Raw genomic sequence first — 22984 nt, forward strand, 5'->3', positions numbered from 1 at the left:
TGCCAAAACCCTGACTCCTCTGGGCGCTGACGCAGGGCGATTGCATCTCCTGCCTCGGCCGCCCCAGATCGCTGAAGACTGCGCGCGTGGGCGCGCGCCAGGGCCCTGCTTGGAGATGGGGAGGGCGCATCAACCCGCGCCTGGGAGCGCGGACTCCCCAAGCGGGCACCTGAGCCAGCGAAGACGCAATCACCCTGACGCTGATCACAGCCTGTTGACAGACATGTTAAAATCGGTGCAGTCTGCTGAGTATAGGGAGCCAAAACGGCTAGGCACCAGGAGTGTCATGGAGCCTATCAACTGCGGACAGCCCGCGGCGTCAGCTGGGGCGCCGGTGCAGTGCCTCAGGCGCGAGGAGTCTAGCCTCGGCCTGTGCGGTTGAGCGCGAGGCAGCAGTCGTTGTGTTCAGGTTCTGCTGTGGGGCCGGCCAAGGCAAGGATGCGACACGCCTCCCCGGCGACGGCCGGGCTCCGTCTTCCCTCACGGCGGCCATTCCTGGGGAAGGCGCGGGGTGGTGCTGTCTGTTGGCCCGGGCGTCCTCGGAGTCCTGGTCGCGGCTGCTGGTGGATCCGGACGTGATGGCCCATCGGGGCGATTGCCGCTTCCCCGAGGAGAGCCTGGAAGGAGTGAGGGGCGGCTCGGTCCGGGCGGAGGCAGGTCTGGCGTGCCCAATACAGACGTGAGCGAGCAAGAAGGAGTTAAGAGCTCCTTTTTGGAGTTGACGGTTTGGCGCAAGATGTATATATTCGCTAGCCGAAGCTGAGATCGCTGGAGGAGGATCCGATGGCACTAGAGCGTGCTAGCGCGGTGCTAGGCGGCAGTGAGGACTCCGAGTTGTCCGAGCAGGCCCGGGAACTGGAGCAGGTGGTGCAGCGGCTACTGGTTGCGGAGCAGAGCGAGTTCGCCAGCGAGACGGCGAGCTTCGGCCTCACCGTGCCCCAGTACGTGACTCTATCCGCCATCGAGACCTTCGACGGCGGCCGCGAGCGTATGGGCAAGATTGCCGACATGGCTCACCAGTGCTCCGCCACCATGACGGGCATCATCGATCGGCTGGAGAACATGGCGCTGGTGCAGCGGGTGAACAACCCGAATGACCGGCGTTCCGTCCTGGTCGAGCTCACAGACGCGGGTCGCCGCCGTCTGGAGGAAGTCAGGGAGGTTCGGCGGCGACGATTGGCGGCTGTTCTCTCGCACATGGAGCCGGAGTTTCGTCACTGCGTGTGCGACGTGCTGCAGCACTATACCACGGCGCTGGAGCGGCGCGAGGGGAGCTCGGCGTAACCCGCCGCGGTCAAGGTCAAGCCTCGGGCTGGCGAATCCTCAGAGCAGAGAGAGCTGTTCTGGGGGTTCCCGGTCGTCCCGGCTCTCGGGCATGGGCTCTATACCTTCGTCCAGAGCTCGCTTGAGCACGGCAAAGTCAAGTTCCAGGTCCTGGCGGTAGCGTTCCTGGCGGAGCGCTGCCGCCGGGTGGAGCATGGGGATGACCAGGCGGCCATCGCGCCGTCGTGCCTGTCCGTGAACACGGGAGATGGAGAGGCCTGGGCCCAGGAATTGGGCCATGGCCAGCCGACCCAGGGTGACTATGATCTCGCAGTCTATCAGCTCAACCTGCTTGACCAGGTAAGGGCGGCAAGCCTCTATCTCGTGAGGCAGAGGATCGCGGTTGCCTGGCGGTCGGCACTTCACGATGTTGGTTATGAAGACCTCCGACCGGTCCAGCCCGATCCCCTCCAGCAGCTGGTCCAGGAGACGTCCGGCGGCGCCCACGAACGGCAAGCCCTGGCGGTCCTCGTGAAACCCTGGCCCCTCGCCGACGAACATCACGCGCGCTTCTGGGTCCCCGGCACCAGGGACCGCCAGCGTTCGGGACCGGGACAGATCGCACCAGGTGCAGCTCATGATCTGCCTGTGTACCGCGGACAGGTCATCCGGCACTTGACGCATCAGCGTCTCCTCATGCTTTGGCAGGGCCCGAGGGCCACCTCAGCCGGCGGAGGCCGACCCAGCACTCGCCCGTGGTCCTATCCTCTCCAGTGCTCCCTCACCCAGCCTGGCTGCCAGCGCCTGGCACCGGCGCTCGAACAGGGCACGGTAACCGTCGTTGGTGAGCGACTCTACCTCCATGATCAGGGCGTCCTCGTGGTTGTCGCGATAGTAACGACGTCTTCTGCCGGTGACGCGGAAGCCGTACTTGGCATACAGGCACTGCGCCACCGAGTTGGACACCCGCACCTCAAGGGTTGCCGCGGTGGCGTGGCGCTCGATGGCGTCGCTCAGCATGCGAGCCAGCAGGTACTCCCCCAGGCCCAGGCCGCGGTACTCCGGATGCACCCCGATAGTCGAGACGTGAACCTCCCCATCAATAAGCCAGTAGCCGCAGAATCCGACCACCTGCCGGCCATTCCTCATCCGCTCCACTACCAGATAGTGGGTATTCCCGTGGTAGCGGAGATCCCGCCGGTACGTCTCTGGGGGCCAAGGTAGGGGGAAGCACAGCTTCTCCACCGCCGCTACCTGGTCCACATCGGCCAGCTCCATGGGCCTGACACGGTAAGGACACGGCAGATCTTCGGGATCACACACTGACACCTCCTCCCGGCATCAAGTAGACGGGCGAGACTGTCAGACTGTCGGCTTCGTTGCGCATCAGTTGCCGGTAGGCAAGCTCGGCCAGGTAGCCGGCCCGGCGAAGGCCCTCGGCCGGCGAAGCGACCACCGCGGCCGGGCCCAGCGTCCGCTGAATGAGGGTGACCTCCTCTTCATACAGCTCACCACAGAAGAGGGTCCTTCCCCGCACGTTCGCTACCAGGTCCTCAGGTCTTCCTAAGGAAACCTCCCCTTGCTGCGACCAGCGACGGCGATGCCACCGATAGTCGGCCCAGCACAGCCGCCCTCGGCCAGCCTGGATCACTGCCCGAACTGGAAGGTGCCGCGACGACTGCCCATAGGCGATCACGTCCAGGGTAGGAACAGTAGCCAGGGGGATGCCCAGAGCCAGGGCGAGTCCCTTCACCAGCGACACGCCAATGCGCACCCCGGTGAATGACCCTGGGCCCCGGGTGGCTGCCAGCCCCGAAAGGTCCCGAGGCTGCACGTGACTGCGCTCCAGCAGCCTGGCTATGGTGGGCAGGAGCTCGACGGTGTGATTAGCCTCCGATGCCCAGGTCTCCTCCGCCATCAGGCGGTAGGGCGACCACAAAGCTACGCTGGCAACCGCAGTCGCTGTGTCCACAGCAAGGATGAGTTCCATAGTGAAGCAGTATAGGGAACGGGTTTTGCCAGTGTCAAAGGGCCAGGTCACAGGGGATAGGGAATAGGTTACAGGGGGTAGGGAGTCGAGAGACGGCGGCGCCACTGGTTTCGCATGCCTTCCCTATTCCCTATCCCCTGTAACCTATTCCCTATCCCCTGTTCCCTATCCCCTGCCTGGCTGCTATAATCCGCGTGCCCAGCCTTCGGCGCCGCTGCCACATCTCATGCAAACGCCAACTGCGAGTGATCCGGTTCCGTCATGGACCCAGTTGCCCACCTGACCCTTATAGAGGCCTGGCGCGCTCCAATGCTGCTCTCGCCTTCCCGAGCCAGCGCCTACTACGCGCTCGTGGCCGCGAGCGTGGTCCTAGTGGCCCTGGCGTTGCTGCACTCCCGACGCAGTTACCTAGTGCGGCGCTGGCCGGCAGGTGCTTCGGCGGCGTTGGTGCCCCCGGCGCTGCTGGCGGCGCACGTCGCCGTGCTGCACGTCTGGCCGGGCTCGTACGCCTGGATGACCGGCGGTGCCGGCCTGCTGGTGCCGGTACTGGTACTGGTTCCGGTGACGGTGGCGGCCGCCCGCACCCGCCCTCTCGAGGCTGCCCTAGTGGGCCTGACCAGCTCGGCCGCGGTGGCGCTCTGGTACAGCCACAACCCCCTCACCTGCCTCGAAGGGGCCTACTACGGCGTGTTCCTGAGCTACCTCCTCACTCAGTCCTACCGTGGCCGCCTGTTCTCCCTCCTGCGGCAGCCGCTGCTGGCCGCCCCCCTGGCTGCCCTGCTCACCACACCGGTGACCTTCCTGGCCGCCCATTCGACCACCTTCGGCCCTCCACTGACTAGCCTCCTTGCCGCCTGGAATCAGTCCCTCGTTGCCGGAGCAACGCTCATCTTCCAGGCCAACCTGGCTGGCCTCCTGGTGCAAGTGCTCTACCTGGCCGGACTGCGCCGGCCTGTCCCCATCGCGTCACGCGTCGCCCCCTACTCCCGCTCCCTCCGCGGCCAGCTTCTGGCCGCGTACGTCCCCACTGCCGGGCTGGCGCTCGCCGCAGTGCTTACCCTACTGGGGACCTCCGCCATCTCTAGCGCCACCCGCTGGGCTTTCGATGAGGCCGCCCGCGACGCCAGCAGCGCCGCCCAGCGCCTCTCCCGCGCCCTGGAACAGGGGCAGGAGTTCTTGCGCCTCAGCCTGACCGACGATGACTTCGCCGACCCAGCCCGGCGCGAACAGAGTCTGCGCCTTTCGCTCGAACTGCACCGCGACTTCTCTGCCCTTCTGTTGACCGAGAATGGCGAGCTGGTCGCCGCCGTGACTGTTTCGGGGGAGCCGGTCAGCCTGACGCCGGTGGAGCGAGAGGCCCTGGCGAGCCTGTCGCCGGAGAGCGCCGCCGTCACTACCATGCACCGGGACGCTGAGGGCCCGTTGATCACTCTCATATCTCCCGAGGGGCCCTCAGGCCGGCTCTTGGGCCGCATGCGCCCCACCCGTAGCCAGGTGTGGCAGGACATCATCGGCGACCTCCAGTGGACGGTAGACGCCGGCAACGGGTTCGTGGTGGACGAGCAGCACCGCATCCTCGCTCATCCCGATCCCACCTACGTGCTGGCCGTCTGGGACGCGCGCCCACAGTATGCCCGTGTCTACGCCACGGCCACCGGGGCCGCCTACGACGCCCCCGATAGCGCGGGAGTCAGACACCTGGTGTATGTCTTGCCCGTTGCCGGCTATCCCTGGCAGGTGGTCATCGAGATCCCCAGCGAGGTTGTGCTCGGGTTGGCGCTGGACCTGGCCTTGCCCAGCCTTCTGCTCACCATAGCCCTGGCTGCCATCGGCACTCTTCTGGTGCTGTGGTGGGCCTGGCGGTACTCCCAGCCTCTCATGCGCCTGGCCGCCACCGCCAGCGAGATCGCTGCCGGGGACTTGAGCGTGGCCGCCGACGTCGGCGGTCACGACGAGATCGGCCACCTCGGCCGCTCCTTCGAGGAGATGCGCCTCTCGCTCCACCGTCGGCTTACCGACCTGCTCATGCTCCTGGACGTAAGCCGCTCCGTCTCCGCCAGTTACGCCTGGTCCTTTCGCCCCATCCTCCGGGCGGCTATCACCGGCACCCAAGCGGCGGCGGCCTGCGTCTGCCTGGACGAGCCTGGCCCCGGCCAGCCGGTAGCGCGCGAGGGCGACTTCGATGCCTGGGACGACATCCTCCCCGGCATGCAGCCGATCGCCCGCGAAGCCAGGCGCCATCACCGTCCCATCCCGGTGCGCAGCGTGGCCCGCTACTTCCGCGGTGTCTCCGGCAAGGCCCTGGCCACCGATGTGCGGTCGGCCATCTGCCTGCCGCTGGCTGCCGGAGAGAGGGACGTAGGCGTCATGTGGGTCCTCTACGCCGATCGCCGCCACTTCGACGAGCAGGACTACCGCCTCCTCTCCACTTTGGGAGCCCAGGCGGCCGTGGTGTACGAGAATAGCCGGTTGCTCACCGAGGCCCAGAGCGAGCGAGGGCGCCTACGCGCCATCCTAGCCAGTACTTCGGACCCCATCGTGGTGGCCGATCAGGAAGGGCGGCTGGTGCTGGCCAACCCGGCGGCCGAGCGGGTCTTGGGGCTGGAGCGCTCACGCAAGAGGACGCCAGCCCGGGACGTCGTGCGCGATCCGTCGCTCCGCATGCTGCTGGAGATGCCGCTCAGCCAGTCGTGCCTCACCCGCGAGCTGCACCTCGACAGCGGCGCCACCTTGTCCGCAGCAGTCTCGCCCATCACCCTGGACGACGGCGGGAGCGGCGGCCGGGTCATAGTCATGCGGGACGTCACCGAGCTGAAGCAGAGGGAGCAGGCTCAGGCCGACTTCGTGGCCAACCTGTCCCGGGACGTGCGCACGCCTCTGACCTTCCTGCGCGGCTACGCCAGCATGATCCCCCGAGTGGGAGACCTCAACTCCCAGCAGCAGGATTTCGTCGAGCGTATCATCCGCAACGTGGATCACGTCTCTGGAATGCTCGATTGCCTGGTGGACCTCAACACCATCGAACGGGGCGAAGGGGCGCACCTGGAACGGTGTAGCGTGGCCGGTGCCATCGAGGCAGCCTTGGCATCGCTACGTCCGGAGATCGAGAAGCGCGAGCACAACATCCGTCTGTCCCTGCCGCCCAATCCGCCCCTGGTGGAGGCCGACCGCAACCTGCTCATCCGTGCCCTGACCGCGCTGATAGATAACTCCGTCAAGTACACCAGCAAGGGGGGAACCATCGGCATCCAAGTGCTCCATGAGCAAGGGGGAGTGCTGGTGGCCGTCAGTGATACTGGGATCGGCATTGCCCCCGCTGATCAGATGCGCATTTTCGACCGGTTCTACCGGGTGGACCGATCCGAAGTACAGGCCGTGAGCGGATACGGCCTGGGCCTGCCTATCGTAAAGGCGGTGGCAGACTGGCACGGGGGACGAGTGTGGGTGGAGAGCGAACTGGGACGAGGTAGCCGGTTCTGTCTCTGGCTCCCCCGCCACGAAGCGCCCATGGGGATCTGATCCACCACAGAGCCCGCAGAGAGCGCCGAGGAACGAAGAGCAAGAGAAGTGAGGCAGTCGTTGAGGACGCACGAGGAGCAGGAATCGGGCTGTCTCCCATCTGCTCCTTCGCCTCCTCTCTGCGTTCTCGGCGGCCTCTGCGGTGAGACCCGAAAGAGAGGCACCAGGTGAGCCTGCAGATCGGGATCGTCGGTTTGCCCAACGTAGGCAAGAGCACCCTCTTCAATGCCCTCACCCAAGCAGGGGCACAGGTGGCTGCCTATCCCTTCACCACCATTGACCCCAACGTGGGGGTAGTGCCCCTCCGCGATGAGCGCCTGGATTGGCTGGCTGAGCACGTCCGCCCGGAGCGAACCGTCCCGGCCACGGTGGAGTTCGTGGACATCGCCGGCCTGGTTCGAGGCGCCCATCGGGGCGAGGGCCTGGGCAATCAGTTCCTGCACCACATTCGCACCGTGGACGCGATAGCCTTGGTGGCGCGTGCCTTCGAGGACCCCGAGATCCCCCATGTATCCTCCACGGTGGACCCGCTGGAAGACATACAGGTGGTGGAGACCGAGCTCATCCTGGCCGACATGGGTACGGTGGAGCGCCGGCTAGAGCGGGTCCGAGCAGAGGCGAAGGCCAAGCCACGGGAGCACGCCCCCCAGGTCGAGTTCCTGGGGCGCCTCCAGCAGCACCTGGACAGGGGAGAGAAGGTCCGGTCTCTCCCTAGAAGCGAAGAGGAGCAGGCGTTGCTGGACGGGCTGTTCCTCCTCACCAACAAGCCGCGCATGTACGTAGTCAACGTGGGAGAGGATCAGCTCGACCGAGTGGCCGAGGTGGTCTCTCCGGTGGAGGAGCGGGCGCGAGAGGAGGGCGTGCCGGTGGTGGCCATCTGTGCCCGGCTGGAGGCCGACCTAGCCGACTGGACCGAAGAAGAAGCACGCCAGTACCGCCAGGAGCTGGGCCTGAGCGAATCGGGCCTGCAGACGGTGGTGCGGGTGGCCTTTGATCTTCTGGGTCTGGTGACCTTCTTCACCATAGTGGGTGGGCGCGAGGTGCGGGCCTGGGAGATCAAGAGAGGCACTTCGGTGGTGCGCGCAGCCGGCAGAATACACAGCGACATGGAGAGAGGCTTCATTCGGGCCGAGGTGATCGCCTTCGAGGACCTGAGGGCGGCCGGATCGGTCGCAGCCGCTCGGGAGCGGGGCCTGCTCCGAGCCGAAGGCCGCGACTATCCGGTGCAGGACGGCGACGTCATTCAGATCCGCTTCAGCGCCTGAGTTTCACCGCCGAGACCGCAGAGACCGCGGAGGAAACGGAGGGAAGACATATGCTCCAGTTCCTCACCAGCCCCTTGAGAGGGTCTGCTCTACCCGCTTCCCCCCGGCGTTCTCTCTGCGCTCTCGGCGCTCTCGGCGGTGAAGCCTCCCGGCGATCGGGCCTACAGGAAGTAGTGGCGCAGCAAGTCCAGACGGCCCTTGAGGATGAGCCGTTTGCCAGAGTAGCGCATCACCTCGCGGATGCGCTCCCGGTAGGCAGGCCGGTAGCAGTGGATGGGGCAGTGCTTGCAGGCCGGCTTGGGATCGTGGGGGCAGCGCCTCAGGCGCTCCTCGGCGTAAGCCAGCAGGTCCGCACACTCCGGGCAGAGCGTGCCCCTGCTAGTGTGGTGCTTGCCTTGGCAGAAGATGGCGATGAATTGCTCCAGTACGTAACGGTCCTTCTCTCTGTCCTTCACGCTCAGCTCGCTCGATCGGCGTTCTTCTCCGCGCCCTCGACAGGAGGATGACGGGCATACCCTGGTCCGCTCGACAGCTGGGCCAGACCCTTCCTGCCAGCAGACGCCGGGACGCGGCAGATGTTGACTGTAGCGGTAGCAATTACTCTTGGCAAGCCCGTCGCCTTTGACGGAAGCGGGGCTCCGGCGCTAGACTCGCCCCGCCAGGGCTGGGGGGACGTCCTATCTTCCGGCGATGCACCGGCGGGAGAGGCGATGGCCGCAACGCGCGAGTTCGATGTAGTTGTGGCGGGTGAGATCAACGTGGACCTCATCCTGACGGGGGAAACGGTTCGCCCGGAGTTCGGTCGAGAGAAGCTAGTAGCCGACGCCACCCTGACCATGGGTTCCTCTTCCGTCATCTTCGCCTGCGGCGCCGCCCGGTTGGGTCTGAGAGTGGCGTTCGTGGGTAAGGTGGGGAAGGATGCTTTCGGCGACTTCATGCTCCGGGGGATGCAGGAGCGCGGAGTGGACATCCAAGCCGTCTACCGGGTGGATGAGCCCAAGACGGGCATCACTGTGAGCCTCTCCGAGCCCCGAGACCGGGCCATGCTCACCTACGCCGGTGCCATCGCTGAGCTGCGCGCCGACGAGGTGCTCGACCAGCACCTGAGCTCGGCCCGTCACCTGCACGTTAGCTCTGCCTTCCTGCAGAGACGGCTCTTGCCAGACCTGGAAGGCCTCTTCGCCCGGGCCCACCGTCTAGGCTGCACTACCTCCCTCGATACAGGGTGGGACCCAGAGGAGCAGTGGGACGGTGCCGTCACCCGGGCCTTAGCGGGGGCGGACGTCTTCATGCCCAATGAGGAGGAGGCGCCCCGCATAGCCGGCACGGACAGCCCAGAGGAGGCGCTGGCGGTGCTCGCTGAGCGAGTGCCCCTAGTGGCAATCAAGCTGGGGAGGCGGGGGGCCATCGCCGCCACTGGCAATGAGCGCGCTGCTTGTGAGTCCTATCCGGTCCGCGTGGTGGATACCACTGGAGCAGGAGACTCATTCAACGCTGGCCTGGTGTACGGCTTCCTGCACCACTGGAGTCTGCAGCGGAGCCTGCAACTTGGTTGCGCCTGCGGCGCCCTATCGGCCCGGGCCGCCGGTGGCACGGCGGCACAGCCAACTCTGGAGGAGGCATTGACACTGATCGGCCAGGCGAGCGCTTCGGCCAATCTCGCCCGTGCCACTGAAACGGAAGAGCCGAGAGGAGGGGACCGTGCTGAGTGAGCCCGATCGGGAGACGCGACTTGAGTACCTGAGGCCGGACGAGATCCTGGCAGAGCGTAACCATCGCCCCCTGGTGTTCCTCCCCACCGGCTGTATCGAGTGGCACGGGCCCCACCTACCCCTCGGGGTAGACGTCATTCTAGCCCACGAGGTGGCAGTTCGGCTGGCTCGGAAAGTGGGCGGGGTGGTACACCCCTGCATCTTCTGTGGCACGGAGCGAGAGCGGCGTCCCGAGATGCTGCGCGACATCGGCTTCCAGGGCGATGAGTGGGTGGTGGGCATGGACTTCCCCGCCAATGCGCTCCCCAGTCCCTACTACCCGGAGGAGATCTTCGCCCTGATGGTGCGAGAGGCGCTGTCCCGCCTGGTGGAGCTGGGCTACCGCCTGATCGCCATCGTCAACGGGCACGGGGCCGAGAACCAGATCGCTACCCTACACCGCCTGGCAGCGCTCTTCAGCGCCAGGACCGAGGCCCGAGTGGAGGTGCTCCTGCCCTTCCCAGAAGAGCAGGACGAGACGGGTACCCCGACCACCGCCGCCGGTCACGCCGATATCTACGAGACCTCGGCCATGCTGGCTCTGCACCCAACCCGGGTGGACCTGGATCGCCTACCGGCGTTGGATTATCCCCTGCGCAACGTGGACTGGGCGGTGGTGGACGGTCCCACCTTCTCCGGCCGGCCCACCCCCCAGCACACGGTGCGCACCGAGTCCGACCCTCGCTACGCCACTTCCGAGGCGGGCTCCATCTTTCTGGAAGAGATCGTATCCGAGCTGGCCGAACGGGTGCGGGAGAGCTTACGGCAGATCAGGATCGAGGGAGCGAGGAACGGTTGAGGCGCAGACAGGCCATGGGGGCGTCCTCGGTACCGAACCCGTGAGGGACAGCGTGGAAGGGTGGATCAGGCCGCGGGCGTGGCGAAGGGATTGAGAACCCTCACGCCGTCGTAGGTCTGCCCGTGATTGAGGTCCTCGGTCCAGAGAGTGCTACAGCGTAGGCGGGCGGCGCTCACGATGATCATGGCGTCCCAGAAGGAGATGCAGTACTGCTGGCTCAGGTCAATGGCGGCCAAGACGTGACTGGCACTGGGCCTGTGGACCCGCCAGAAGGACAGAGACGAGACCACCTTGGCCGCATCCGTGGGAGAGAGCAATCGCGCGGTCCTACGCGTTGCGGTAACGTAGAACTCCTGCAGCACCTGCACGCTCAAGCAACCCTCCCTGGCTTCCCAGAGGCCACTGACCAGTTGCCGAGCCCGTTCGTACTTGGCCCCAGCAGTCGGGTCATGTGCGTAGACCAGGACGTTAGTATCTACGAACTGAAAGCCTCTAGCGGCGTTCGTGTAGCTCATCCCTAGATGCAGGAGGCTTTCCGTAGGTGCCGAGGTCGAAACCTCTCTCCATCAGTTCCATATGCTGCTGCCGGGCACGCTCGTATTCCTCGTCGTCCTCGACCAACTGCTCCAGAAAGCGGGCTATCAGGGCTGAGAGCGACATTCGGCGTCGTTCCGCGAGCAGCTTCGCTTTCCGCAGGACGTCCTTGGGAACGGAGACGGTAACGTTCTGCTTCTCCACTCGTCCCTCCACGTGAGTTAGTGTAGCACGCGACGCAGTGCTCGCAAACCACGGTGACCAGCCCTGTGGACGCGGCGCCAGCACCCCAGGTGAAGCCCGCGCCCTTGACGGCCTCAGAACCCGCCCAGAGGGCAGCTTGCCTCCGACGCGGGCTCGCGGCATACTGCCTTCATGACGGCCTCGAACCGAGGTAACCCCTGCCCCGACGGATGCGCTCGAAAGAGCTGCGATGATGGCTGCTCTCCCGACGCCCTTTCGGGGGGGGCCTACGAGCACCTCAACTGCCTGGTCGCCACCGCCGAGGGGGAGTGGTGGGAGTGCGACTGCGGCCGCCCGCTGGAGGAGCCCTCCACTCCGGGGACAACGGTGCAGTGCCCCTGTGGTCAGCAGTGGCGCTTCGACCGCTGGCCTCTGGGGCACCATCTCGGCGACGGGGAGACCACCGAGGTCGAGCCGCGCCGCATCTGATCCCCAAGAGGCATCGGGTGACGCCAGCGTCCTTTGACAGCGTCCGGCTGCCCTCCTACCCTTGATGCCACCGTCAACATGGCTATTCCGGAGGTGTAGTTGACCTCGTCCCGCGGTCCGCTCACGGACCTGCTCGTCCTGGACGTCACCCGCGTGCTAGCCGGTCCCTTCGCCGGCATGCTTCTGGCCGACCTGGGCGCCCAAGTCATCAAGGTGGAGATGCCCGGCCGGGGAGACGACGCCCGCGCTTTCGGTCCCTTCCGCGATGGGGTGAGCGCCTATTTTGCCAGCGTGAACCGAGGCAAGCGCAGCCTGAGTCTGAACCTGAAGACCTCGGAGGGCAAGGCCATCTTCATGCGGCTCGCCGAGAAGGCCGACATTCTCCTCGAGAACTACCGGCCCGGGGTGATGGAGCGGCTAGGGCTGGACTACCAATCCTTGCGCCCCATCAACCCTCGGCTCATCTACGCTACCGTCTCCGGGTTTGGGCACACCGGCCCCTACTCCCGTCGCCCGGCCTACGACGCCGTGGTCCAGGCCATGGGCGGCATCATGAGCATCACCGGCGAAGAAGGCGGCCCACCGGCCCGAGTAGGCGTCTCCATCGCCGATCTGACGGCGGCGCTCTGCGCCGTCATCGGAGTGCTGGGAGCGCTCCACCACCGAGAACGCACCGGCCAAGGACAGATGGTAGACATCGCCATGCTCGATTGCCTGGTGGCTATCCTGGAGAACGCTCTGGCCCGCTACTTCGTCAGCGGCGAGGTGCCGGGGCGGCTGGGCACCCGACACCCCAGCATCACGCCCTTCCAAGCCTTCGATACCGCCGACGGGCAGGTAGTTCTGGCCATCGGCAACGATCAGCTCTGGGAACGTTTCTGCCGGGTCGTAGGAAGCGATGGGCTGTGCCAGGACCCGCGATTCCGCACCAACGATCTCCGCACCTGCAACCACGCCGAGCTCGAGCCCTTGGTGGCCGAGATAGTCCGTCGCCATCCTACTGCCTGGTGGCTGGAGAACATGGAGCGCGAAGGCATCCCTTGCGGGCCCATAAACACCGTGGCCGACTTGGCCACTGATCCGCAAGTGTTGGCGCGAGAGATGATCCAGACGGTGATGGATCCAGAGGTTGGGCCTATGAGCATGGCGGGCGTGCCCATCAAGCTCTCGCATACTCCGGGGGCCATAGCCGGCCCAGCTCCGAGGCTGGGGCAGCACACGGAGGAAGTGTTACGGGAGTTGCTGGGGATTCCTTCTCAGGAAGTAGCGCGCCTGCGGGAGAGGGGTGTGGTCTAGCCCGACCCCTCGCACAGTAGTGGGAGCTGGCAGCAGCGACCGCAACGATCACCCGGCCAGCGCGGGCCCACTCCAGAGGCAAGCCACCTGTCACCCCGAGCGAGCGGCAGCGCAGGCTCGGCGCCGGTACGAGCAGCGCGGGCCCGCCCCAGAGGCAAGCCACCTGTCACCCCAAGCGCCAGCGGCGCAGGCTCGGCGCCGGTACGAGCAGCGCGGGCCCGCCCCAGAGGCAAGCCACCTGTCACCCCGAGCGAGCGGCGCAGGCTCGGCGCCGGTACGAGCAGCGCGGGCCCGCCCCAGAGGCAAGCCACCTGTCACCGAGCGAGCGGCGCAGGCTCGGCGCCGGTACGAGCAGCGCGGGCCCACTCCAGAGGCAAGCCACCTGTCACCCCGAGCGAGCGGCGCAGGCTCGGCGCCGGTACGAGCAGCGCGGGCCCGCCCCAGAGGCAAGCCACCTGTCACCCCGAGCGCCAGCGAGGGGTCTACTACCCCCGAATCCCGGAGATTCCTCGCCCCTGCGGGGCTCGGAATGACAGTGAGAGGCGGCATACTGAAGGTGCTCAGCGAGGGGCACGGGCATCGCCCTCGGAAGGCTCGGAATGACAGCGAGAGGCGGCATACTGAAGGTGCTCAGCGAGGGGCACGGGCATCGCCCTCGGAAGGCTCGGAATCACAGCGAGAGGCGGCATACTGAAGGTGCCCAGCGAGGGGCACGGGCATCGCCCCCGGAAGGCTCGGAATGAGAGCGAGAGGCGGCACAGCTCATGGCACGCCCCCCGCCGAGCGACCCTCGACTCACCCGTATGTGCTGGGTCCCGTCTCGGCGCCGGGGCGCCTAAGCAGCGGACGAGCGGGCGGAGGGCGCACCACCTCAGGACAGGAGAGCCCCCTGTCGGGCCAGTACCTGTGGAATCTGGCCGCAACTGGCGAGGCCTCCTTGGCTCTGGCCCCTCTAGGACGGCAACGGCGTTCTAGCGGGTCCCCTGCTGGTTCGGGTCCACCTGTACCGGTAGAGCCCAGCGCGGCCGCCTGATGAACTCGCCCCCGGCGAACGTCTGCTCGATGCGGCCGGTCTTCTCCAGGTGGTTGAAGCAGCTACGCATGCATCCGCGCGAGCCCTCCACCCCGTAACTCCCGGCGATGCCCCACTCCTGGAGCTTGGCGTGCCCCTCGATGAGGTAGCCCGATGGAAACTGCTTGGTGGCCCGCCACTTGGAGGTCGAGAGGGTCCAGGCCAGCTTGTAGCCGACCTCCTCGCCCACCTGCTGCTGCGACACGTCGAAGTTCCAGCCCGGAAGCGACTTGTGAATGAAGGGAGACATGGTGGCGTCGGCGCCGTGATAGCTCAGGGCGCACTTGCCCAGCTGGATGTCGCCCCAGGTGTAGGTGTAGTCTTCGATCCTGATCTGAACCGTCTTGTTCTCGCGCAGGTGAGGGATGGCACCGGGATGACAGCCGCGCACGCACTCCATGCACCGATCGCAGATGGTGCCCGGCGGCACCAGGGGGTCCGGCTCCAGAGGGGCATCGGTGATGATGGCGTGAAAGCGCTGGCGGGGGCCGAACTGCCTGGTCAGGAATACCTTGGACCAGCCAATCTCACCGAGACCCGCCGCCAGGGCGGCGATGCGGATCGCCAGCTGCACGTCCGGCGCCGGCTGTCCGGGGCGAAGGGGCTTGATGTCCGGCTGCGTCTCCGGCACTCCGGAGTAGTGCGGCGCCGCTTCCCAGCCGTGATCTTCGATGAAGCAGGCCAGATCGTAGAGCGGGCGCTGGATGAAGTAGGTATTGAGCAGGCCGTGATAGTCGAAGTAGGTGTAGGTGGGCCAGTAGGTGCCTTCTTCGATGCCGCGCCAGCCCCCTCGCAGGATGCGCTTGCCCACCACGATAACGGATCTGGCCTCGGGCAGGATGCCGGCAGGGTGCATTCGCCCCGGCGCGTCCTGGAAGCGCTCGATGTTGGCTATGCCGCACAGGTCGAGTCCGCGCGAGAGGGCGAACTCCTTGACTGCCTGGCTGGTGAGCTCCTTCACTCGATATTCCTCCGCCTGTCCAGGCTCCATATGTTGTGGGGCAGGAGAGTCCACGGGTCACGACGACGGAACGGCAGGCGCGGTGTATCCGCCAACCGGCCAGTGGCGCTTAGATGGGCCACACAGGTACGGGTGCACACTGCCGCCGTCCTGTCCGCCGGAGCATCCTTGTGGTACCGGTTGGGGCGGGCCCCGTTCTGGCAGATGGCACACTTGCTGTGGTCTATCTGGCCGACCACCGTCTCCTTGCCGCTGATCTCGTACGTGGTCTTCTGGATCAGGCTGATAGCACCCAGGGGACAGGCCTTGGCGCACTCCAAGCAATAGTCGCACACCGGCTCGGTGAGAATCGGGTCGGGCTCTAGCACGGCGTCGGTGAGGATGGCCTCGACCCGCTGCCGAGGACCGTACTGCGGAGTGAGCAAGAGGCCGCAGTATCCGATCTCGCCCAGCCCAGCTCGTACGGCCGCCTCATCGCAGTCGACCAGCACGTTGGGCTCCGGCTGACCGGGGCGCACGGCAATGCCCATAGGCGGGATCTGGGTGGGCAGGTTCATCAACGGTACTGCCTCCCAGCGATTGTTCTCCAGGAAGGCGGAGATTTCGAAGACGGTGGCCGAGAGGAAAGGGTTCAGCCAGTTGCCGATGTAGAGGTCGTAGTTGGAGAACTGGGTGCCCTCCTCTACCCCCCGCAATGCTCCTCGCACGATGCGCTTGCCCACCACCACCACCGATCGGGCCTCGGGGAAGATTGAGAGCGGGCTGTGCTCTGGTGGCAGATCGGCGAAGCGCTCGATGCCGGCGATGCCCACCAGGTCCGCTCCCGCCTCCCGAGCCACCTGTCGCACCCTGTTGGTGAGATCATCCACGTTCGGTTCCTCCTCTTCTCTAGTCGGTTACCATCGCTGACGAGCATAGGCCGCCCAGGAACTCCTACGTCCCGGCGACCGGTGGTCTACCCCTTCATCCCCGTCATCTGAATGCCCTTGACGAAGTACTCCTGGGCGAAGAAGAAGATCAGAATGCAGGGCAACACGGCCACAATGGATGCCGCCATGAGCAGGTGCCAGGCTGTGGTGCCGTACTCCCCTCGAAAGCGCGCCAGCGCTACGCTGACCGTCAGCTTAGAGGACGAGTTGATGTAGATGAGCGGGGCCAGGAAGTCATTCCAGTGGCCCATGAACGAGAATATGGTGACGGTGGCGAGAGCCGGCTTGGACAGAGGCAGTATGATCCGCCAGAGGATGCTCACCTCCCCGCAGCCGTCAATGCGGGCCGCGTGGTCCAGCTCCAGCGGGATGGTGGTGAAGAACTGACGTAGCAGAAAGATGTTGAAGGCGCCTCCACCGAAGAAGGCGGGCACGATCAACGGATTGTAGGTGTCTATCCAGTTCAGGTGCCGGTACAGGATGAACAGGGGGATCATGGTCACCTGCCCTGGCAGGAACATGGGACTCAGTATCAGGAGGAACATCAGCGCCTTGAGCGGGGCCCGCAGCCGAGCGAAGGCATACGCAGCCAGGGAAGCGCTCACCAGCGTCCCCACTATGTTGGCCACCGTGATGAAGGCCGTGTTGGCGAAGTAGCGGGCGAAGGGCAAGAACGTCAGGGCTTCGTAGTAGTTGCCCCAGACTATCGGGTCAGGGATCCAGCGTGGAGGAAACAGAAACACTGACCCCGGATCCTTCAGAGAGGTAGACAACATCCAGAGGAACGGCAGAACCGATGCCGACGCCAGGATCACCAGGGTGACATAGGTGGCGACGTTGGCCAGCGTCCTGCGGACGCTGCGCCGGCGCAGCCAGGCCTGAGGACCCGTCCTGGCAGCTCTTGAGGGGGCTATGGTGGCGCGCGTCGTCACATCTGCACGCTCCCTTCGTAGTAGACCCAGGCCGAGGACGAACGGAAGATGAGAGCCGTCATGGCCAAGATGATAGCGAAGAGCACCCAGGCAAGGGCGGAGGCGTAACCCATCCGGAAGTAGTTGAAGGCGTTCCAATAGAGGTACAGCACGTAGAAGAGGGAAGCGTTCGACGGTCCACCAGCCGTCATCACGTATCCCTGAGTGAACACCTGAAAGGAGCCGATAATCCCCATGACCAGGTTGAAGAAGAGGACCGGCGTCATATGAGGGACGGTGATGCGCGTCATCTTCTGCAGGCCATTGGCCCCATCCAGCTCGGCTGCCTCGTAGAGCTCTTCAGGGATGCCCTGCAGGCCCGCCAGGCAGATGACGATACCCCCACCGATGCCCCACATGCTCATCAGAATGAGAGCCGGAATCACCCACTCCGGGCTAGACAGCCAGCGCGGCCCCTCGATGCGAAACACCTCCCAGAGCAGGTAGTTGATCAGCCCGAACTCCGGGTTCAGGAGCCACACCCAGAGCAGAGACAGGGCCACCCCGGAGACGATACTGGGCAGGTACAGCATGGTGCGGAAGAGGCTCCGGCCAAACAAAGCCCGGTTCAGGAGCAGGGCGATTAGAAACTGAGCCACCAGGCGCAGCGGCACCCCCACGAAACTGTAGTAGGCGGTCACGCCCAGGGCGTGTACCGGCAACTTGTCCACGAAGAACATCTTATGGTAGTTGGCCAGCCCTACCCACACGGGCGGGCGCACTATCTCGTAGTCACAGAAGCTGAAATAGAAGGAGGCTACCATGGGGCCCAGGGTGAAGATGAGCAACCCCAGAAGGGCCGGCCCGATGAACAAGTAGAACAGCACGCCTTCTCGCCGCGAGGCGCTAAGCTGCAGACCCATCCAGGTGACTCCTGCTAAGCCTGTGGGAGGGGCCATTCCGCGGCCCAGTCCGGCAGAGGACGGCTCCGCCGTGGCCCCTCTCCTGGTTCAGCTAGTGGGCAAGTTAGCCGGTGTAGCCGGGGAAGGTGGACCTGGCCTTCTCCACGTTGGCAGCATAAAGCTCCTGCAGCCTTGCCTCCAGGGCGGGAGCGAACTCGTAGACGCACTCCTCGGCCGTCTTCTCGCCCAACCACAGAGGGTCGAACCCTGATCCCACGATTTGAGTCACCTCAGGCCACCCAACAGTGCGAACGTTGGGCGTCTCCAGCCCATGCGCGTAACCCAGCTGCTCCACCTCAAGCAGGCGCTCAGGGTCGGTCTTGTATTGCTGAGCCCACCACTCACGGAGTGACTTCCGGGAGGTACCGATGACGGCATACGGGGCGATCAGCTTCTGGCCGTCCACGCCGACGAAGAACTTGATGAGGTTCCAGCCCTCCTCCGGCTCGGCGCAGCCCCAGCCCATGCACAGAGGCCCCGTCCAGGTCATGATCCGCTGTTGGATCCCTGGCCCGCCCCGAGGGAAGGCTGCCATGCCCCAATTGAACTTGGCATCACGCACCATGCTGGGCCCGGCGATGCTAGCGTACATAGCGATGCGGCCGCTCATGAAGACGCCGCCCGCACCCAGGGCCGCTAGGGCTTCCGTCGCCTCACGACTGGGGGCCACCTGGTCCTTCCAGATCAAGTCGGCCCCGGCCTGGAAGGAGGCGATGACCGTCTCATCGAGGAAGTTGTGCCCCTGAGCGATGCCGTACTGGAACTGCTCGGGAAGGAAGGCGCTAGTGCCCCATAGCATGGGGAACTGGTTGTGGTTGAAGTTGCCGAACACCAGGCCGTACTGGTCCAGCCGGCCATCTCCGTCGGTGTCCAGAGTCAGGGCCTTGGCCATCTCGACCATCGTGTCCCAAGTCCAGGAATCGTCTTCGCAAGACGAAGGCGGGATCTCGATGCCGGCAGCATCGAACAGATCTAGGTTGAGGAACAGGCACGTGCATACGCCACCACGCGGCATACCCACCTGCTTGTCACCAAAGCGAAATGTCTCCAGGGCCACGTCCTCGAAGTCGCTCTGGTCGTACTGATCCCGCTCGATGTAGGGCACAAAATCGGTCACCATGTCTCGATAGAAGTAATCCACCAGCCCGGCGGTGAACACTGAGGCGAAGATCTCCGGAGGGGTGCCACCCGCAAATAGCGAGAGGAGCTTCTGCTCGCCCTCATTGCCGGAAGGCACCACCAGGTACTCCACGGTCACGTTGGGGCGGATCTGCTTGTAGATGCCGAAGGCGTCCTCCATGGAGCGCTTCTCGTTAGGATTGTTGCGCCAGATCACCGTGACCTTAGCTTCCCGTTCCTTCGGGATGACGGTGACCTCCTTCTCTACCACCTTCTCGATCACCTGCGGCGTTCCGGCGGCGGCGCAACCCGTGGCCAATGCTAGCCCACCCGCCAACGCTCCAGCCTTCAGTAGCGACCGCCTGCTCACGAGCTTCGTAGTAGCCATCCTCGACCTCCTACCTTCCGCGCAGCGAGAGAACTCGCAAGATTCGTGGATCGCCGGTGCTTCCATTGTACCTTGCACCCCAGCCCCCTAGAGAGCACACTTGTGACAGAACTGCGACCAAGCTGTGACCGTCTGGGGCAGGCCCTTCGGGGAGAGCCGATGACTCGCATCTCCGAGGAAAGCGTCCGCGAGGCGCTCCTGAACCTCTACATGCCCGAGGAACTGGCGAACTGCGCCCTGGCCCGGTTGCTGCCGGAGGCAGAGGAGGCCGAGGACGAGGTGCAGCGGGCCCAGGCCGTCCGCGGCGTACTGCTGGATGCCATCGAGAAGCTCCGCCTGCCGGCAGGGGCCGGACGCCCAGCTTCCGCCTCCCGCGCCTATGACTGCGTCCGGCTGCGCTACGTCTCCGGCTTCGATGTGGACAGCGTCGCCCGCCAGCTCGCCGTGGGTCGCCGCCAAGTCTACCGCGACCTCCAGTGGGCCGAGGAGCGTCTGGCCCAACTGCTGCAAACCAGCAACTTCTTCACCGAGATCGGCGTTCCGCCGGGCGACACTCACGAGCCCAACGCACTGGCAGAGGAGATCAGGTCCCTCACCCAGAGAGCCGAGCCAGTCGAGGTGGGCGAGGCGATCCGATCCGCCGTTGCGCTAGTCTCCGGCATGGCCCAGAGCAAAGGCGTTCGAATAACGCTCGAGGCGCCCAACAGGCAGACCGTGGCCCTGGCCACCTCTGCCATCCTGCGGCAGACCCTCACTCTCGTCCTCAGTGCCATCGTCCAGAGCCACCCTCAAGGCGACCTGGTGGTGCGGCTCTCCACCAGTCAGAGGCACGCCGTAGTAGACCTGCCCCTGGTGCCAGAATCGCAGCTCACCAGGCCTGACCTCATCCAGGTAGCGCTGGAGTTGGCAGCCACCCAACGGTGGCTCTGTGAGGCAGAAGAACGGCCCGATGGGCGCCGGTTGCTCTTGAGCATCCCTCTGGCCAAGCGGCGCCGAGTGCTGATCGTGGAGGACAATCCCGGCACTCAGGCCCTCTACGACCGGTACCTGGCCGAAAGCGAGTGGGATCCCGTCGCCGCCCCTAGCCCGAGGCTCACGGTGGACCTGGCCGCCGATAAGCAGGTGGAGGCAGTCATTCTGGATATCATGATGAGCGAGAGCGACGGCTGGACCCTTCTGCAGCATCTGAAGCTGAATCCGCGGACCCAGTCCATCCCGGTCATCGTGTGCTCCGTCCTCAACGACCCCGACCTGGGGCTGGCCCTGGGAGCCTCGGCTTACCTGGTCAAACCGGTGTCGCGTATGGATCTTCTTCGGACCCTGAGGCAGGTGGCTCAGGCAACCACGACGGCGGCAGAAGCTCAAGAGAACAGCGGATGAGCGCCATCACCTGGTCCTCGCTGAATCCCGAGTATCGCGTCACGGTGAAGCTGCGTGCCGGGCGTCCTGCGTCCTCGCGATCGGGCTGGGAGGCGGTGATGGCTATGATGCGGGGCCCGCTGCCGGCGCCATCCGGCCGCAGGGCTCGCGCCACCGACCTGCCCTCCAGCCCCGGCAGAGCCATGTCCAGTAGCACCACGTCGGGCCCGAACTCCCGAGCCACTTCCAGCGCCGTATGTCCATCGTAGGCGGTGGCGACCTGGTAGTGCCCCTCTGGCGCGCTCAGGATGCGCTCCAGCAGGCGCACGAATGACGGATCATCGTCTACCACTAGGACCTTCTGTCCCTCGTCGTCACCACCCAGAACGCCGAGGAGCTGTTGAGGGCTGATCGGCTTCACCAGCCACTCGTCGCAGTACTCCGATACCCTCAGTTCGCCGGCGGCAGGCAAGCTGCACTGAAGGAGGACCACCGGCTCGCTGAGCAGCGGCGCCGGCGAGCTGGCGGTCGCCGTGTCCGCCTCGGGCGGGGCGCTGACGATCACGGCCCTGGGGTGAAGCTCGCGCGTCCGACGCACCGCCTCTCCCAGGCTGGACGCCTGGACCACCTGAGCGCCTTCCAGGTGCCGATGAAGGTACGCGGCGGTGCTCTCCGTCCCCACCACCACTACCGTTTCGGGCGCTGCCTCTCCGCCCGGGGCCGGCGGAAGCAGGGGCGAGAGCCTGGCTACCTGCTTCTCCGCCATAGGAATGGTGAAGGAGAACTTGCTGCCCTCGCCCACTCTGCTCTCGGCCCAGATGCGCCCTCCGTGGGCGTTCACGAACCGCTTGGCGATCGCCAGGCCCAATCCTTTCCCCGCGGCGGTGACCCCCTCCCGGCCGGGCCAGACGGCCTGGTGAAACTCGGAGAATATCTCCTCGAGCTCCTCCGCCGGAATGCCCGGCCCCGTGTCGGAGACGGTCACGACCACCTCGTCGGCAACTGCAGCCGCCGACACTCTTACCTCGCCTGCCGAGGTGAAGCGGCAGGCGTTGGCCAACAAGTTCAGCAGGACCTGCCTGATCCGCGTTGGGTCCAAGCTAAGCTCTGGCAGGTGATCGGGCAGGTCGAGCTTCAGGCTTACCTGCTCCTTCTTGAGCAGCAACCTGGAGGCAATGTCGGCAGCCTCGCCTATGAGCGCCCTCAAGTCGGTAGGTTCACGGCGAATGGGCATCCTCAGGGACTGAGCCCGCGCCAGGTCTAGGATGTCGTCCACCAGCTCGGAGAGGTATCGCGCGCTCAGCTGCACCTCGCCGATGTCGCGGCGAAGCTCCGGCGTCCAGGCCACTCCCCGGTATACCTCGGGATACCTCTGCATCATCTCCAGGAAGCCCAGGATGACGTTGAGGGGCGTACGCAGCTCGTGGCTCACCGTGGTGGCAAACTGCTCCTTCAGCCGGCGTGCCTCCACCGCCTCGCTCTGAGCCTGGGCCAGCTCCCGCAGGCTCCGCTTGAGCAGCCCGTTGGAGACCCTGAGGGCACTGTTGAGCCGGTTCACCTGCTGCCGCCGAGTCTGGATCTCCCGCGCCAGCTCCGTCGCGCCGGCTACGTGACGCCAGGAGTCGCGCAGGGCCTGACGAAGGTCGAACGTGACCAGCGTCAGGACAGCGCTCACCGACAGGAAGAGCAGACGGTGTCCCCAGACGACCGCTGAGGTCATAGGGCCTCCGGCAGGGAGCAGGATCGAGGCTCCCAGGGCCACCAGGACCGCTGCGCCGGCTGGCAACAGGAAGGCAGCCTGCAGGACGGGAATAAGGTAGAAGCTGGCGGCGACCTCGTGGCGGAGGTACGCGTGGGCGTAGTAGGTGGAGAAGAGGGTCACGAGTATGGCAACGCCGGCCTTGCAGGAAGCTGATCGAACCCTGATCAGGCTGGTGGCCACCAGGAGCAAGACATCGGCTACGATGAGTGCTACCAGTTGTAGGTCTGCTTCAGGGAGGGAGACCTGCTGGTACCATCCTAGAAGCGCCAGGGCGGACAGCACTGCGGTCATCTTCCACAGCATGCCCTCCTGCAACTCGGCCCAGTTCTGCCGCACCTGCGCCCCCGAGGTCTCCCTCATTCCGACCTCCCTTTGCCCCGTTCACCGCGCTCATAGAACGCGGATGACGCTGACGGTGCGCTGGTCAACGCT

General features: G+C 65.6%; 20 protein-coding genes. 8 read left to right on the forward strand and 12 right to left on the reverse strand.

Annotated elements, in window-relative coordinates:
- The first annotated feature begins 783 nt into the window (after positions 1-783).
- On the forward strand, positions 784-1284 hold the full coding sequence (locus HPY83_10480; GenBank protein ID NPV08370.1) for a MarR family transcriptional regulator: 501 nt from the start codon (positions 784-786) through the stop codon (positions 1282-1284).
- A gap of 39 nt (positions 1285-1323) precedes the next feature.
- Here HPY83_10480 and HPY83_10485 read toward each other — a convergent pair whose 3' ends face one another.
- From HPY83_10485 to tsaB, 3 genes are read right to left on the reverse strand one after another with little or no spacing between them, the layout of a single operon-like run.
- On the reverse strand, positions 1324-1947 hold the full coding sequence (locus tag HPY83_10485; protein ID NPV08371.1) for a uracil-DNA glycosylase: 624 nt from the start codon (positions 1945-1947) through the stop codon (positions 1324-1326).
- 39 nt (positions 1948-1986) lie between these two features.
- Positions 1987-2541, reverse strand: a complete 555-nt coding sequence (rimI, locus tag HPY83_10490) for a ribosomal protein S18-alanine N-acetyltransferase (GenBank protein ID NPV08372.1) — start codon at positions 2539-2541, stop codon at positions 1987-1989.
- Between the two features lie 37 nt (positions 2542-2578).
- Positions 2579-3235, reverse strand: coding sequence for a tRNA (adenosine(37)-N6)-threonylcarbamoyltransferase complex dimerization subunit type 1 TsaB (tsaB, locus tag HPY83_10495; protein ID NPV08373.1), 657 nt, complete (start codon positions 3233-3235; stop codon positions 2579-2581).
- Positions 3236-3562: 327 nt separating this feature from the next.
- On the opposite strand from tsaB, the gene HPY83_10500 reads away from it, so the two are divergent.
- Both HPY83_10500 and ychF read left to right on the forward strand, forming a co-directional pair.
- Positions 3563-6772, forward strand: a complete 3210-nt coding sequence (locus tag HPY83_10500) for a GAF domain-containing protein (protein NPV08374.1) — start codon at positions 3563-3565, stop codon at positions 6770-6772.
- A gap of 173 nt (positions 6773-6945) precedes the next feature.
- On the forward strand, positions 6946-8037 hold the full coding sequence (gene ychF, locus HPY83_10505; protein ID NPV08375.1) for a redox-regulated ATPase YchF: 1092 nt from the start codon (positions 6946-6948) through the stop codon (positions 8035-8037).
- A gap of 161 nt (positions 8038-8198) precedes the next feature.
- On the opposite strand, the gene HPY83_10510 is transcribed toward ychF, so the two are convergent.
- The gene (locus tag HPY83_10510) at positions 8199-8498 is read right to left on the reverse strand and encodes a nitrous oxide-stimulated promoter family protein (protein ID NPV08376.1); all 300 of its coding nucleotides are present in this window, start codon (positions 8496-8498) and stop codon (positions 8199-8201) included.
- Between the two features lie 249 nt (positions 8499-8747).
- Here HPY83_10510 and HPY83_10515 point away from each other — a divergent pair, with 249 nt between their 5' ends.
- Entirely contained in the window at positions 8748-9749 is a 1002-nt protein-coding gene (locus tag HPY83_10515) for a carbohydrate kinase family protein (GenBank protein ID NPV08377.1), read from the forward strand.
- Entirely contained in the window at positions 9739-10587 is an 849-nt protein-coding gene (locus HPY83_10520) for a creatininase family protein (GenBank protein ID NPV08378.1), read from the forward strand. The genes HPY83_10515 and HPY83_10520 overlap by 11 nt, the downstream gene beginning before the upstream one ends.
- A gap of 65 nt (positions 10588-10652) precedes the next feature.
- On the opposite strand, the gene HPY83_10525 is transcribed toward HPY83_10520, so the two are convergent.
- Together HPY83_10525 and HPY83_10530 are read right to left on the reverse strand one after the other, a co-directional pair.
- Positions 10653-11102, reverse strand: a complete 450-nt coding sequence (locus HPY83_10525) for a PIN domain-containing protein (GenBank protein NPV08379.1) — start codon at positions 11100-11102, stop codon at positions 10653-10655.
- Positions 11080-11325, reverse strand: coding sequence for a ribbon-helix-helix protein, CopG family (locus tag HPY83_10530; protein NPV08380.1), 246 nt, complete (start codon positions 11323-11325; stop codon positions 11080-11082). The genes HPY83_10525 and HPY83_10530 overlap by 23 nt, the downstream gene beginning before the upstream one ends.
- Before the next feature lie 171 nt (positions 11326-11496).
- Here HPY83_10530 and HPY83_10535 point away from each other — a divergent pair, with 171 nt between their 5' ends.
- Positions 11497-11793 carry a hypothetical protein gene (locus tag HPY83_10535; protein ID NPV08381.1) on the forward strand — a complete coding sequence of 99 codons (297 nt, stop codon included), beginning with the start codon at positions 11497-11499 and terminating at the stop codon, positions 11791-11793.
- A 99-nt stretch (positions 11794-11892) separates the two neighbouring features.
- Entirely contained in the window at positions 11893-13089 is a 1197-nt protein-coding gene (locus HPY83_10540; GenBank protein ID NPV08382.1) for a CoA transferase, read from the forward strand.
- Between the two features lie 971 nt (positions 13090-14060).
- Here HPY83_10540 and HPY83_10545 read toward each other — a convergent pair.
- From HPY83_10545 to HPY83_10565, 5 genes are all read right to left on the reverse strand, one after another.
- Positions 14061-15122 (reverse strand): hypothetical protein, encoded by a 1062-nt coding sequence (locus HPY83_10545; protein ID NPV08383.1) that lies wholly within the window; start codon positions 15120-15122, stop codon positions 14061-14063.
- Positions 15119-15991, reverse strand: coding sequence for a hypothetical protein (locus HPY83_10550; GenBank protein NPV08384.1), 873 nt, complete (start codon positions 15989-15991; stop codon positions 15119-15121). Before HPY83_10550 ends, HPY83_10545 begins: the two co-directional genes overlap by 4 nt.
- Positions 15992-16077: 86 nt before the next feature.
- Complete coding sequence (locus tag HPY83_10555; GenBank protein NPV08385.1) at positions 16078-16827, reverse strand: carbohydrate ABC transporter permease; 750 nt, start codon at positions 16825-16827, stop codon at positions 16078-16080.
- A gap of 152 nt (positions 16828-16979) precedes the next feature.
- Positions 16980-17885 carry a sugar ABC transporter permease gene (locus HPY83_10560; protein NPV08386.1) on the reverse strand — a complete coding sequence of 302 codons (906 nt, stop codon included), beginning with the start codon at positions 17883-17885 and terminating at the stop codon, positions 16980-16982.
- Between the two features lie 103 nt (positions 17886-17988).
- Positions 17989-19431, reverse strand: coding sequence for an extracellular solute-binding protein (locus tag HPY83_10565; GenBank protein ID NPV08387.1), 1443 nt, complete (start codon positions 19429-19431; stop codon positions 17989-17991).
- A 159-nt stretch (positions 19432-19590) separates the two neighbouring features.
- Here HPY83_10565 and HPY83_10570 point away from each other — a divergent pair, with 159 nt between their 5' ends.
- Complete coding sequence (locus tag HPY83_10570) at positions 19591-20811, forward strand: response regulator (GenBank protein ID NPV08388.1); 1221 nt, start codon at positions 19591-19593, stop codon at positions 20809-20811.
- Here HPY83_10570 and HPY83_10575 read toward each other — a convergent pair.
- Complete coding sequence (locus HPY83_10575; GenBank protein NPV08389.1) at positions 20717-22912, reverse strand: response regulator; 2196 nt, start codon at positions 22910-22912, stop codon at positions 20717-20719. The genes HPY83_10570 and HPY83_10575 overlap by 95 nt on opposite strands.
- Between the last annotated feature and the right edge of the window lie 72 nt (positions 22913-22984).

The sequence above is a fragment of the Anaerolineae bacterium genome (assembly GCA_013178015.1).
Classification (GTDB): Bacteria; Chloroflexota; Anaerolineae; order DRVO01; family DRVO01; genus Ch71.

Coding starts and splice junctions, on each gene's coding strand:
- HPY83_10480 (NPV08370.1), top strand. CDS start 784: ATGGCACTAGAGCGTGCTAGCGCGGTGCTAGGCGGCAGTGAGGACTCC.
- HPY83_10485 (NPV08371.1), bottom strand. CDS start 1,947: ATGCGTCAAGTGCCGGATGACCTGTCCGCGGTACACAGGCAGATCATG.
- rimI (NPV08372.1), bottom strand. CDS start 2,541: ATGGAGCTGGCCGATGTGGACCAGGTAGCGGCGGTGGAGAAGCTGTGC.
- HPY83_10500 (NPV08374.1), top strand. CDS start 3,563: ATGCTGCTCTCGCCTTCCCGAGCCAGCGCCTACTACGCGCTCGTGGCC.
- HPY83_10515 (NPV08377.1), top strand. CDS start 8,748: ATGGCCGCAACGCGCGAGTTCGATGTAGTTGTGGCGGGTGAGATCAAC.
- HPY83_10525 (NPV08379.1), bottom strand. CDS start 11,102: ATGAGCTACACGAACGCCGCTAGAGGCTTTCAGTTCGTAGATACTAAC.
- HPY83_10535 (NPV08381.1), top strand. CDS start 11,497: ATGACGGCCTCGAACCGAGGTAACCCCTGCCCCGACGGATGCGCTCGA.
- HPY83_10555 (NPV08385.1), bottom strand. CDS start 16,827: ATGTTGTCTACCTCTCTGAAGGATCCGGGGTCAGTGTTTCTGTTTCCT.
- HPY83_10560 (NPV08386.1), bottom strand. CDS start 17,885: ATGGGTCTGCAGCTTAGCGCCTCGCGGCGAGAAGGCGTGCTGTTCTAC.
- HPY83_10565 (NPV08387.1), bottom strand. CDS start 19,431: ATGGCTACTACGAAGCTCGTGAGCAGGCGGTCGCTACTGAAGGCTGGA.
- HPY83_10570 (NPV08388.1), top strand. CDS start 19,591: ATGACTCGCATCTCCGAGGAAAGCGTCCGCGAGGCGCTCCTGAACCTC.
- HPY83_10575 (NPV08389.1), bottom strand. CDS start 22,912: ATGAGGGAGACCTCGGGGGCGCAGGTGCGGCAGAACTGGGCCGAGTTG.